Here is a 14147-nt window from a genome sequence, read left to right as displayed (position 1 = left end):
TTAATTTAATTCTATTTTAATAATATAATAAATTCAGTTAAAAATAAAGATACTTTTAAAAAGCACTTTTTATTTCGCTTATCCTTTCTCTTGAAAGACTAGCACCATGAGTATCAGGATATCTTTCAACAGCCTTATTATAAAACTTCAATGCCTCTTGACTGTCATTCAAATTTTCATGACATATACCTATATAAAAAAGATTATAATGAGAGTGCTCCCACCTGTCCACATATAATTCTACTTTATTAAGCTTCTCTAAAGCTTCTTCATATCTTTCATCTTGCAACAAATCTCTTCCTTCTTCAAACGCACGCCATGCCGCTGTGTCAATAACTTCATCGTATAATCTATTAAATTTTTGCTGTTCTCTTTCACCAAAATTAGCATCTTTTAAAAGAACAAGTTTATCTGCAGCTTCTTCATATCTTTCATCTTCTAGTAATTCTTCTGCTTCAATTAATCTATAATTATTTAAATAATGTTGGCTTTCCTGTTTAAATTCTTCTAACTCTTTACTTAAATTTGAGTATTCTTCATTCAACTTATAAAATTTTTCCTTATAAGCCTCTTGCTCTTCATCAATTGTCTGAAGTTGTTGATTTTCATCTGTTTTAGCTTCATTATCATTATCTCTTATAGAGTAAATACTTAAAGTCAGCACAAAAACTAAAATTCCTCCAATTATAAATCCTGCACCGATTTTAATAACATCACTTATTCCAAATTCTTCAAAATTAATTATTTTATCATTTAGACCATTTTCCTTTGCTTTTTTAGTCTTCTTTTTCTTGGATTTATTACTTTGTTTTGCTAATTTAGTCCCTTTCGCATCTTGTAGGGTTTCAAATGGAAATTGGTATTCAGGATTAACTTCTTTTAAATACTCAATAGCTTTTACACAATTTTTTTCTTTATCTATAACTTTTTTAAATGTCGCGGAAGCATTTTCGTAATCACCTACATAGGTATAAAAAACCCCTAAAAGATTTATTGCCTCCTGAAATTCAGGATTTAATGAAATTGCTTTTTTAAGCTCAATTATAGCAATGTCCTCACTTTTTGATTTGAAATCCTCCAAAGCTTTATTATAAAGAACAATGGAATTTCTAATCTTATCAGGCATACTCTTATCGCTTTCTGACAATTTATCCAAATCCAATGGTGGATAATTTGAAAGCTCCTTTGAAAAGTCCATTATGCCACCTCCTCGTTATAGTATAGAAATAACCAAATAATACATTCCCATTTTAAAATCAGCTATTCTCCAATATTACTTTGTTTTAATATCCATCTTGCACTACTAGAAAATTACCCATTCAAAACCGGAATTTATTCACTCTTTAATAACTTTCTCATCCTTCCAACAAAACTCAAAGAACCAAAAGCACAAATCACTTCATTTTCAGACGCCTCATTAATACCAGTCCTTACTGCCCATTCTATTGTATCACTAACTATAACGTCATTACAATAGCATCGAGCTGTTTGTGCCAACTCTTTTACATCTAATGCTCTTTTTTTCTCTAATTTCATAACTATAAATCTTGACGCTATAGAAGAACATTCTTTTATCATTGATACATAGTCTTTATCTGCAAAAATCCCTGTAATAAATATAATTTTCTTACCGGGAAAATATGTTTGCAAATTCTTTTTTAAAATTGCAACTCCACTTAAATTATGTGCTCCATCTATAATAAATATAGGGTTTTTTCTGACAACTTCAAATCTTCCCGGCCACTTTGCCAAAAAAAGTCCCCTTTTTATTGAAGTTTCACTTATGCTATAACCTTTTTGTATAAGTATATCTATTGCATCTATAACTAATGCAGCATTATTTACCTGATGCTCACCTAATAAACCTATTTTTATAGATTTTCTCTTATCATAATCAAATTCCTGCTCACTTATAGAAAATTTTTTAATATTTGTCTTATTAAGATTTGTCTTAGTTAGAAAAGCTTTTTTTGTACAGCATACTTCTTCTATTACTTTTTCTGCCTCTTCTTTTTGAGGAAGTGTTACAACATAGGATTTTTCCTTTATAATACCAGCTTTTTCATAAGCAATCTTAGATAAAGTATCCCCTAACCTGTCCATATGATCATAACTAATATTAGATATTACTGAGATTAAGGGATTTTCTATAACATTAGTAGAATCAAATCGTCCCCCAAGACCAACTTCAAGTAGCACAAAATCGCAGTTCATCCTAAAAAAATATACAAATGCAATAGCAGTTAATATTTCAAACTCTGTAGGATGGTGCTTTTCTTTTTGACACATCAATTGGACTTTTTCACTTACATATTCAGTTGTTTTTGCAAAATCCTCTTTAGGAATTTTTTTTTGATTTATCCAAATACAATCATCAGGACTTTCAATGCAGGGAGAAGTAAATCTCCCCACATTATAACCTGACTTAGTTAATATGCTGCCTATCATAGATATAAAAGAACCTTTTCCATTAGTACCTGCAACATGTATGCAATCTAAATTTCTTTGTGGATTACACATTAATTCCAGTAATTCTTTTATTCTTTCAAGACCAAGGTTAACCCCTAATTTTGAAGCTTCATTTACATAATTTATTGCCTCATTGTAATCCATTTTGATACACCTCTATATTAAAACGAACCTTACTCTTCTCTACCACAACATTTTTTATATTTTTTGCCACTTCCACAAGGACAATTATCATTTCGGCCTACTTTTTTACTACTTCTAACAGTAGGTTTTTTGGACTGCTCACCATGGGATGCAGTCAATGGCTGTGCAACTTTTTTACGTTCAGGCATACGGTTTTGATCAATACGAGTATTAAGAATTACTTTTACAGCATCTTCTTGAATATTTCGAATCATCTCTTCAAACATTTCAAAACCTTCAAACTTATACTCAATTACAGGGTCTTTTTGCCCAAATGCTCTAAGTCTTATACCATGTTGAAGTTGATCCATTGCATCTATGTGATCCATCCATTTTTGGTCTACAACTCTTAAAAGAATTACTCTTTCCAACTCTCTCATAAGTTCTGAACCAATCTCTTCTTCTTTTGCCTCATATTTTTCCATCATAATGCCAAGAATTTTTTCTCTAAGGCTATCTTTTGTGATATCTTCCATATCCTCTTTGCTAAATTCAAGTGCACCTTCATAAAGATAAGGAGCTTCAGCATATGCTCTAAGACTTTCCCAGTCCCAATAATCAGGATATGGACTCTCACTGCAATACAACGTAACTATATTATCGGCAATTCCTTCTATCATTTTAATAAAGCTGTCTTTAATGTTCTTGCCATCTAACACTTCTCTTCTCTGCTTATAAATAACTTCTCTTTGCTTATTCATAACATCGTCATATTGAAGTACACTCTTTCTAATTGAGAAGTTCTTACCTTCAACTCTTTTTTGTGCATTCTCAATAGAGTTACTGAGCATTCTGTTTTCAATGGCTTGATCTTCTTCAAGGCCTAGTGTTTCAACCACTCTGCTTAATTTATCTGAACCAAAAAGTCTCATCAAGTCATCTTCTAATGAAATATAAAATCTTGATGCTCCCGGATCCCCCTGACGCCCTGCACGACCTCTCAACTGATTGTCTATACGCCTTGATTCATGTCTTTCTGTACCAATTATATAAAGCCCGCCAGCTTCTATTACCTTTTCCCTCTCGGTACTTGTTGCATTTTTAAACTCGTCATTATATTTTCTAAAAATCCTCCTAGCTTCCAGCACTTCTTCATCTTCAGTATCGTTAAAACCTGTAGCCTGATTAATTAAATTTTCTTCATATCCTTTTTTTCTCATTTCCTGTTTTGCCATATATTCAGGGTTACCACCAAGAACAATGTCTGTACCACGACCTGCCATGTTAGTGGCAATCGTAACTGCTCCAAATTTACCTGCCTGTGCAATTATAGATGCCTCTTTCTGATGGTATTTGGCATTCAGAACCTGATGTGATACACCTTTCTTTTTAAGCATAAGACTTAAATATTCAGACTTTTCAATTGATATTGTACCAATCAATACAGGCTGACCTTTTTTATTGCACTCAACTACATCCTCTATAACCGCATTAAACTTACCAATTTGGTTTTTATAAACACAATCAGGTTTATCCTCTCTTACAACAGGGACATTTGTCGGAATAACTACTACGTCTAATTTGTAAGTGGTTTGAAACTCCTGTTCCTCCGTTTGAGCTGTTCCTGTCATTCCTGATAATTTTGTATACATTCTAAAATAATTCTGGAATGTAATGGTAGCCAATGTTTTGCTTTCTCTTTCTACCTTTACTCCTTCTTTAGCCTCAATTGCTTGGTGAAGCCCATTACTATACCTTCTACCGTACATCATACGTCCAGTAAACTCATCTATAATAATTATCTCACCATCTTTTACCACATAATCCGTGTCTTTCTGCATAAGCCCATATGCTCTTAAAGCTTGATTTATATGATGAGATATTGTCATATTATCCGAATCAGACAGATTTTCAATTGCAAAAAACTCCTCGGCTTTTTTTATTCCATCTGGTGTAAGCGTAGCCGTATTAGCCTTTTCGTCCACAATATAATCAGCTTCAACCTCATCCATATGTTGTTTGTCATCAGTCTCCTTAAATACCTTTGATTTCAGCCTTCTTACAAATGTATTGGCTAAAGTATAAAGTTCTGTAGATTTGTCTCCTGCTCCTGATATTATAAGAGGTGTTCTTGCCTCGTCCACCAAAATACTGTCAACTTCATCCACTATTGCATAGTTTAGTTCTCTTTGAACCATATCTTTTTTGTAGATTACCATGTTATCCCTTAAATAATCAAACCCAAACTCATTATTTGTTCCATAAGTTATATCACACGCATAGGCTTCTCTTCTTGCTTTATTGTCTAGTCCATGGACAATAAGCCCTACACTAAGTCCTAAAAAGTTATAAACCTTTCCCATCCACTCACTGTCACGCTTTGCAAGATAATCATTTACAGTAATTACATGGACTCCCTTTCCCTCAAGAGCATTTAAGTATACTGGAAGTGTTGCAACTAATGTTTTTCCCTCACCTGTTTTCATCTCTGCAATTCTTCCCTGATGAAGAACCATTCCACCTATTAACTGAACTTTAAAATGTCTCATTCCCAATACTCTTTTTGAGGCTTCCCTTACCACTGCAAAAGCTTCTGGCATAATATCCTTTAATGTTTCTCCTTCTAAAAGCCTCTTTTTAAACTGAGGAGTCATTGCTTTTAGCTCATCATCACTCATAGCCTGCATTTTCTCCTCTAAGCTCTCTATTTGTTCAATAATAGGCATTATCCTCTTTAATTCTCTATCACTATAACTACCTATAACCTTTTCAATTAGTTTTAGCATATCAAAACCTCCAATTTAAATATTTAAACCTAACACACATTTTTATATGAACGACTAACCATTTCAAATATAAATATAAAAAGACCTGCTGCTACAATATAGTCACCAACGCTGGCCACATGAATTCCTTTACCTAAAAATCCAGGTATATAAAATATATCTGCTAAAAAATTTAAATTTGTCGTTTCATCCATAACAACATGTTTATTGTCTGCACCTGCCTTCAATAATTCAATTGCCTCTGGCAAATCTACCTTTTCTAACTTCTTTAAAGATACTGGCATTCTTCCTCCATTAGCCATCATAACCAAACCATTTAACGAGGCACCTAGCCCAATTATCCACAAACCTATATATTTCCTGTTGTACCATAAGCAAATAAACAGTAAGAGAAAAACAACTGCTTGAGTTATAAAGCTGTATTTGACAAGAAAATCAAATCCACTCATTGAAAGAACCCTTGTAATGGTCTGTATTCCAAATGCAAGTAACACCAGCCACATTTTTTCTAGTCTAACATGTGATATGTCAAACTTTTTACCTTTAATGGTTCCAACAAGTACCCCAAAGAAAATTGCCAAAAGTATAACAACCAAATACAGCATGCTTTCACCTCACCTTTTGTTAAAGAACATAGTACTAACAGGTAAAATAATTATTTAAGAATTAGATTATTGGTGGAGATAAATCAGATGAATTCAGCACCATTTTTTTTTCTTTTTGTAAAAACAATGGCTGAAAACAAACCTTAGAATGGCTACACAAACCTACGTCCTGATGTTTTACAGGATTAAAATCAATAAAAAGTTTATTTAAATTATCTTTTATATTTATCACATAAGAACTGCTAAAAGAAACTGTAAATAATAAGTCATAATCATCTTTAACAATTTTCTTTTGGTTACGATGATTTTTTTCTTCTACACATGTGTCACTTTTTTCAAGCACAGAACTTAAACCTTCATCTGCATATAAATAAGGGCTAAACAAGTACTCTGTTAAATTTATTGCTCCCTCTGAAGTCAATGCTGATAAAATCAGCAAACTAACAAAAATTTTACTTAGCATTCATACCTTCCTCATCTTAATCAAAGCTACTTATATATAATCTAAAGTTAAATACATTTAAATCTTTCACTTTTCTAAAACTCAAAGTTAATTTCTATCATTATTGAAAATATTAATAAATAACAACTAAGAAACAACATCCAATTCTCATCGTCCAAAACCCGTTAAATAATCGAGATTTTGTCCTTGATAATAGGGCATTATTTCTAGGACATTCCTAATGTAATAATATCTTATTTTCAAAATATAATCAATAGCCAAAACGCTTCAACAATTCTTACTTTTTATCTATTAATCTGTCTAAAATAGTATTGTAACCATCTGCTCCATACATCAAAGCCCTATTAACCCTGCTTATTGTTGCTGTGCTAGCACCTGTCTTTTCACTTATATCAGTATATGTCTTTTTCTCTCTTAACATTTTTGCAACTTCAAGCCTTTGAGCCAGTGCTTTTATTTCAGATATTGTACAAATATCCTCAAAAAAATTATAACACTCATCTGTATTTTTAAGAAGCAATATAGCTTCAAATAATCTATCCGTCATTTCATCCTTTATTTTTTCATTCATTTCTTAGCATACTCTCCTACTTTTTGAGTTTTATACAAATTATATTCCCTTCGAAATTACAATATCAGCTTTTTTATAAAAGGTCAAGAAGTTGATTACAACATTTCACCCCTTTACCCTCTTTGAAATAAATTTGTTTTATGATAATATTATGTAGGTTATTCCAAAGCAGTATTTTAAACTTATAAAAAGTATAGATTTTATCTAAAGGAGCTTTAAATGGGAAAGTTACTTAAATTTTTTTTAATAATAATTATTGTTTCAAGTATTTGTATAATTACACTAAAAGCCTTTTCAATATATCAAAACAACAACATTACACCACCTAACCCAACTGTTTCTCCTTATCAATCAAAATCATCAGTGCTTTTTAATTCTCCTTCACCTTATACAGGTAAAATTTCACCTGATATAATTTTATCAACGCCTGCAAAATTAGAATATTCAAATGATCCGGTTAAAAACTTAAAAAAAGGACTTGTTCCCATGGTTGTTACGATGGAAAATGACAAAACTTTAGGCATATATTCTAAATTACCTGATGATAAAATGCTTCTTACAAAATTCACTAAAAAACCTTGGGGCACTTGGAATATTGGAGGATGGTATATAATAACCGATGATAAAATCCCTTCAAAAAAGCACTATTCTCTTGCTGATGGAAGTTCAGACTGGGAATATGTTTTTCGTGTATCTAAAAACCATTCCGGTGGATATGAATTTTCAGGTGGAAACCATGAAAATGAAATATTAAAAAGTTTAAAGTTCTTTAAAAATGGTAAAGAAACAGAATTATTTTTACAAGAAGGGGAAAAACACTATATCTCAAATTTAAAAATAGTGGAAGAAACATATCTTACTACAAACAATTCTCCATCTGAAAAATATGCTCAAGTTGTAAGAACCTATTCTTTTTCTCCGTCAAAAATAACTTTAGATACAAACTTTGATTTTATATCAGATATTTATATGGGCACATCATATGTATGCATGATGCCAACTAACAAATCATTTGCAAGACATATAAAGTTTTTAGATTCAAAAAATACATATTCTACTCCTGAACCGGGAAATACTCTTACAACCAGTGAATTTGAAAATTATATTGGAAAAGAGAAAACAATGTCAGTTAAACTCTGGGGAGATTCAAATCCCTCATATAGTTTTTTAGTAGGCATTGGTAATAAAAAAATGGTTGACTACTTTAATAATAACTTAAAGGTATTTCTTTGGGATTTAAATGAAAAAGCAAATAAATTATATTTTTCAAAATATGATAATCAGGATTTTACTCTTGTAGAAAAAGGAACAGAATGGAACAATTCATCATATTGGAAACTTATGGTGGAGCACTAGCAATGCAAATTATTCTGTTAAATTCCAAACATTCCATTTAATTTCACCCCCTCTCAACTATTCGTGACTTTTTACATAAATTCTTATTCTTTTGCGTTGCTTTTTTTAAATTTTTTTGTCGAATTTTATAAAGTTTCGGCGTTATGTTACATAATATAAATTTTTATTGTATAGTAGGTTATAGTAATTTTAAAAAGTTACTCCCCTAAATCCCGTAGCATTCTCCCTTCTCTTCTTTTGGAATGCACGGGACATTTTTTTGCCAATTATATTCCATAATATTCCTTATAAATTTCACTTGTTTTTTCACCAAAAAAAGCACATACTGCCTTATGGGCGGATATAATTTTTGTGATTAAAACGACTGACAACATTGTAGCACAAGTTGTAGAGCCTTTTAATATATATTATAATATATATTAAACTATTAAAGTAAAGGAAAATTAACATGTTAGAAAAAAACTCTATACATTTACCCAATAACGTTTCACACATTATTAATACATTAAATAACAACAAATACGAAGCATACTTGGTTGGTGGCTGTGTCAGAGACTTTTTAACTGGTAAAAAACCAGCAGATTGGGATATTGTTACTAATGCAAAAACATCTGATCTAAAAAAACTATTTACCAAAACAATTGATACAGGTCTAAAACACGGCACAATTACAGTGGTATTAAACAAACAAAATTATGAAATAACCACTTATAAAAACGATGGAAACTTAAAAGACGATTTAGCATTTAGAGACTTTACAATTAATGCAATTGCATATCACCCAGATTACAAATTTATAGATCCTTTTTCAGGTATGGAGGATGTAAAAAACTCCATTATTCGATCTGTTGGAAAAGCAAAAGAACGTTTTTTAGAAGACCCTCTTAGAATGTTAAGAGCCATTCGTCTTTCTTCATCTTTAGATTTTCAAATTGATCAAAATATTATAAAAACAATACAGTCAAACTGTAACCTTATTAAAAAAGTTAGTCCTGAAAGGATAAGAGATGAGCTGTCAAAAATACTGTGCTCGGCTAATGCTTTTCACATAGTAAAATTAAAAGACTCAGGACTTTTAAAACATATACTTCCTGAATTTGATATATGTTTTGAAATTTCTCAAAATCACCCTTACCACTTATACAATGTTGGAATACATTCTCTGCACACCGTTATAAATGTAGAAAATATAAAACATTTAAGATGGACTATGCTTCTTCACGACACTGGAAAAGCTGTAACTAAAACTACTGACGCTAAAGGAATTGACCACTTTTACCGTCATGGCGAGCAAAGTGTTTCTATTTCAAAAAAAATACTTACAAGACTTAGATTTGACAATAAAACAATAAACAAAGTATGTACCCTTGTAAAACACCATGATAGAAGAATTTCACCTGATTACAAATCTGTAAAAAAGACCATTAACATAGTAGGTGAAGATATGTTTTTAGACCTTATAAAAGTTCAAAAAGCAGATAAAAAAGGTCAGAATTTAGAATTTTTAAATGAACGTCTTGATAAGCTGAATAAAATAACAGAAATTTATTTTGAAATTATTAAAGATAAACACTGTTTTAAAGTAAATAATCTGGCTGTAAATGGACAAGACTTAATTAATATAGGCTTTGAAGAAGGAAAAGAAATAGGGGATACTTTAAATGTTTTATTAGAAAAGGTTATTGAAAATCCTCATTTAAATGAAAAAGACAAACTTTTAAAAATTGCACTAAAAAGTTATAAAAAGTGAGTTCTTATTTAGTTAATAAAGTTAAACTTCTCTATCATCTTTTTCTAAATCTTCTATCTGTTTTTTTTCTTCTTTAGACAATGCATCTATTAAATAATTACGGCCTATCCCCTTTGTTTTTCCATATTTATCTTTTATTCTTTCATTAGTTTCTATAATTTCATTCCTGAGTTCTCTTGCAGAAAGTAACGCACATCCTTCTCCCCTTACAATAATTTGCTGCAAACCATCTGAAGTAGCAACTGTTATATCATAATTTTTTTTGTTGTCATGGGCAAACTTTTCTATATACTGATCCGCCGTCTGTGCTTCTCTAGTGTATACCATATGAATATTATAATAATCTATTACTTCTTCACGATGTCCTTCAACACGGTATGCATCAAATACTACAATAATCTCACTCTTTCGAATCCACTGATAATTACTTAAAAAATCAAGTAATTTAACTCTTGCCCCCTCCATATTTTCATCTGCAAACTCTTTTAGTTCCGGCCATGCGTATATGATATTATATCCATCTACCAAAAGATACTCTTTTTTATTCTCTTTCCCTTTACTTAAATAAGTAGAGGGCTTGTAATAGCTTTCACTGGCCGTTTTCCGTTTTTTCCAAGAAGACTTCTTTCCTTGATTTGCATAAAAAGTTTTATCTATAATCTTATCAATTTCTTCTAAACTAATTGATTTTTCTTCCGAGTACTTAGAGTGTTGTATTTTATTTACTTCTAAATCAGCTTTTTCTTTAAAATAGCTCTCAATATGCATATAATCCTTTACCCTATCCCATTCTACCAAAAATCCTGCACCCCGCTCACAAAATACAGAGCCTGTAGGGTTTTCCACATCTCTTTCTGAATTATATCCTATACTTTCTATAACCTCTTCTGAATTATGGCAAGGTTCATAACCTTTCAAATTATAAAACAGCGTTCCTAATCCCTTGGTATATGCCGTCACCTCTTTTTGATAATTTCTCATTGTACTAACAGGTGCACTTCCCACAAGAACTGTCATATCCTCGCTTACCTGAGATATTTCAAAAGTACCATGCATTTTTTCAATATCAGTCATTGCTCTTCCTACCATTTTTTCAGGCAATTCCAGATAAAAAGCATAATAAGGCTCTAACAATAAAGACTCTGCTTCTTTTAAACCCTGACGCACTGCACGATAAGTAGCCTCCCTGAAGTCGCCACCTTCTGTATGTTTATTGTGTGCTTTTCCAGAAACTAAAGTAATTTTCATATCTGTGATTTCAGATCCTGTCAAAACTCCTTTATGCTCTTTTTCTTTTAGATGAGTCATAATAAGTCTTTGCCAGTTTTTAGACAGGATATCTTCACTGCATTCTAATTCAAACTTTAGACCACTTCCCTGCTCACCTGGTTCTAACAGCAAATGAACCTCTGCATAATGTCTCAATGGTTCAAAATGACCTACACCCTCAACCATATTTGAAATAGTCTCTTTATAAACAATTCTTCCATCATCAAAAGTTACATCAATATCAAAACGACTTTTTATAAGACTTTGTAAAATTTCAATTTGCACTTCTCCCATAACCTTTGTCTGAATTTCCTGTAACTGTTCATTCCATACAATATGAAGTTCAGGCTCCTCTTCTTCAATCTGACGAAGTTTTGGAAGCATAGCTTTTGGATCACAGCCTTCTGGTAGTATAATTTGATATAGAAGTACAGATTCTAGCACTGGTGCATTTGAAGCTTTTTCCTTCCCTAACCCTTCCCCTGGCTTAGCCTGGCTAAGTCCTGTTACTGCAAATACCTCCCCTGCATAAACCTGATTTACCGCTTCAAATCTATCTCCCGAATATATACGAATTTGATTTACTTTCTCTTCCCACACACCATTTGTCAAAAGATCCCTTACTTTGAGTTTTCCACCTGTCAGCTTCATATGTGTAAGACGATTTCCCCTATCATCTCTTGTTACTTTAAATATTTTAGCCCCAAATTTATCCAAGTAGCAAGGCTTCATGGTGTATTTTACAATACCCTGTAAAAATTCTTCAACTCCTTCTAATTTTAGTGCAGAGCCAAAAAAGCAGGGAAAAACTTCTCTTTTTCTTACAGCTTCTATAATCTTCTTAGTTTCAACCTGTCCTTTTTCCAAATAGGTTTCCATAATTTTTTCATTACACATAGCAATCTGATCGTAAAATTCATCTTTATCAGTCTGTCCAAAATCAATGCAACCATCATCCAGCTGTTTTTTTATTTCGTTTATTAATTTATCCCTATCCACATCCTTTTGATCCATCTTATTTATAAATAAAAATGCAGGTATGTTATATATTTTAAGAAGCCTCCATAGTGTTTTTGTATGTCCCTGAACTCCATCTGCACCACTTATAACTAAAATAGCATAGTCTAAAACCTGAAGTGTCCTCTCCATTTCTGCCGAAAAATCTACATGTCCTGGGGTATCCAGTAAAACAATCTGAGTATTATCTACTTCAAATACCGCCTGTTTTGAAAAAATAGTGATGCCCCTAGCCCTTTCTAATTCATAGTTATCTAAGTAGGCATCCTGATTGTCCACTCTTCCTATTTTTCTTATTTTTCCACTCAGATAAAGCAAACCTTCCGATAATGTAGTTTTTCCTGCATCCACATGAGCCAATATTCCAATTACTAATTTTTTCATATTATATTTCAAATCCTTAATTTTAATCTATCGTCAAAAATTTATATTGATTTATAAATTATAATATATATGATAACAGTAGATTTTGCATTTGAAAAGAAAAGTCTATTTTTTTATATAATAAAAACAAGGATTATTATTTTATCTTTTTACTATGCCGATATTATTATTGAAAGATTTTCTATTTTTTTAACTGCACCAGTACATATTTTTAATTTACAGCTATTTTAAATATTTCTAAAAAAACTATATTATTTATTATCATATAAGGAGAAATGTTTTATGACTAAGAAACAATATATAATTATGGCAGCAGCTATTTTAGTACCTTTTATACTGGCTTTTGGCTTTATTGGAATACTACACATTTCCCAAGATAATACCGTGCAGGCACGTACTCATAATGCCCGTGAAGAAATAGAACCTACACCTTCAATTTCAGATCAAAACAGTTTAGAAGATAAAGAACCTGAGGCCACCAGTTCTATACCTATAGAAAAGACTGAGGATAAATCCCTATATACTATTAATTATGAGGATATAGAATTGCCTTTTACAGAAATAGCAAAACTCAATAAATATGTATGTATAATACAAACAGATTATACTTTAGGATCTGGAGTAATTATTAATAATCAAGGTTATATTCTGACTAATTACCATGTGGTAAATGAAGGTAATATTTCAGTTGCTTTTCAAGATGAAAATTATTATATAAATTCCGATTTTATCGAAGCTAAGTTAATTGATTATAGCGAAGCTGATGATATTGCACTGATACATGTTGATGGATTATCACTGGATGGATTTATTGAATTTGCACCTAAAGATAAAATTACATTAGGTGAAAAAGTGGTTACAATAGGTTCCTCTGAAGGACTGTTTAATACTCTGTCCTTCGGCCACATAACAGGCCTAAGAGAAGCTCATAATGGTAAATATATTCAAACAGATGCTGCAATCTCCATGGGGAATTCTGGTGGGGCATTATTAAATAAAAAAGGACAATTAATTGGTATAACCTCTTTTAAACTTCTTAAAGGAGAAAACTTAAATTTTGCTTTGTCAAATGAAATAATACTAAATTTCTTGGATACAGTAGAAATTGAATAAATACATTTATTAGTGCATTCGTTAGAAATGTGGGCATAAACAAAGGGTTTAAGAAAACTTAAGTTCTCTTAAACCCTTGGTGCGGATGAAGGGACTCGAACCCCCACGCCGTTAAACACTAGATCCTAAGTCTAGCGCGTCTGCCAATTCCGCCACATCCGCATATCAAATTTAACAACAAAAACTATTATACTTGCATTTTTGTAATTTGTCAATAGAAAATGATAATAATTTAAAACTT

Annotated in this window: 10 protein-coding genes and 1 tRNA gene; 3 read left to right on the top strand and 8 right to left on the bottom strand. The window is 31.4% G+C overall.

What is annotated here, in order from left to right:
• Positions 1–55: 55 nt before the first annotated feature.
• The 6 genes from RBH29_RS13280 to RBH29_RS13255 form a co-directional block, all read right to left on the bottom strand.
• Entirely contained in the window at positions 56–1198 is a 1143-nt protein-coding gene (locus RBH29_RS13280) for a tetratricopeptide repeat protein (protein ID WP_306697405.1), read from the bottom strand.
• A 134-nt stretch (positions 1199–1332) separates the two neighbouring features.
• A complete protein-coding gene (locus tag RBH29_RS13275; protein WP_306697404.1) occupies positions 1333–2613 on the bottom strand; it encodes a bifunctional folylpolyglutamate synthase/dihydrofolate synthase in 1281 nt (426 codons plus the stop codon).
• 29 nt (positions 2614–2642) lie between these two features.
• Complete coding sequence (gene secA / locus RBH29_RS13270; RefSeq protein ID WP_306697403.1) at positions 2643–5378, bottom strand: preprotein translocase subunit SecA; 2736 nt, start codon at positions 5376–5378, stop codon at positions 2643–2645.
• Between the two features lie 29 nt (positions 5379–5407).
• A complete protein-coding gene (locus RBH29_RS13265; protein WP_306697402.1) occupies positions 5408–5983 on the bottom strand; it encodes a DUF5317 domain-containing protein in 576 nt (191 codons plus the stop codon).
• A gap of 61 nt (positions 5984–6044) precedes the next feature.
• Positions 6045–6446, bottom strand: coding sequence for a hypothetical protein (locus tag RBH29_RS13260; protein ID WP_306697401.1), 402 nt, complete (start codon positions 6444–6446; stop codon positions 6045–6047).
• A 277-nt stretch (positions 6447–6723) separates the two neighbouring features.
• Entirely contained in the window at positions 6724–7017 is a 294-nt protein-coding gene (locus tag RBH29_RS13255; RefSeq protein ID WP_306697400.1) for a YerC/YecD family TrpR-related protein, read from the bottom strand.
• Between the two features lie 219 nt (positions 7018–7236).
• Between RBH29_RS13255 and RBH29_RS13250 the strand changes: the two genes are divergently transcribed.
• Both RBH29_RS13250 and RBH29_RS13245 read left to right on the top strand, forming a co-directional pair.
• On the top strand, positions 7237–8373 hold the full coding sequence (locus tag RBH29_RS13250) for a hypothetical protein (RefSeq protein ID WP_306697399.1): 1137 nt from the start codon (positions 7237–7239) through the stop codon (positions 8371–8373).
• Positions 8374–8821: 448 nt separating this feature from the next.
• Positions 8822–10123, top strand: coding sequence for a CCA tRNA nucleotidyltransferase (locus tag RBH29_RS13245; RefSeq protein ID WP_306697398.1), 1302 nt, complete (start codon positions 8822–8824; stop codon positions 10121–10123).
• 21 nt (positions 10124–10144) lie between these two features.
• Here RBH29_RS13245 and RBH29_RS13240 read toward each other — a convergent pair whose 3' ends face one another.
• Positions 10145–12793, bottom strand: a complete 2649-nt coding sequence (locus tag RBH29_RS13240) for a translation factor GTPase family protein (protein ID WP_306697397.1) — start codon at positions 12791–12793, stop codon at positions 10145–10147.
• Between the two features lie 282 nt (positions 12794–13075).
• Between RBH29_RS13240 and RBH29_RS13235 the strand changes: the two genes are divergently transcribed.
• The gene (locus tag RBH29_RS13235; protein WP_306697396.1) at positions 13076–13906 is read left to right on the top strand and encodes a S1C family serine protease; all 831 of its coding nucleotides are present in this window, start codon (positions 13076–13078) and stop codon (positions 13904–13906) included.
• Between the two features lie 77 nt (positions 13907–13983).
• On the opposite strand, the gene RBH29_RS13230 is transcribed toward RBH29_RS13235, so the two are convergent.
• Positions 13984–14068: transfer RNA gene (locus tag RBH29_RS13230), tRNA-Leu, on the bottom strand.
• Positions 14069–14147: the final 79 nt, after the last annotated feature.

Origin of the sequence: Herbivorax alkaliphila, assembly GCF_030848475.1 — a bacterium.
Lineage (GTDB): Bacteria > Bacillota > Clostridia > Acetivibrionales > Acetivibrionaceae > Herbivorax.
This window is presented reverse-complemented; position numbering and strand designations above follow the sequence as displayed.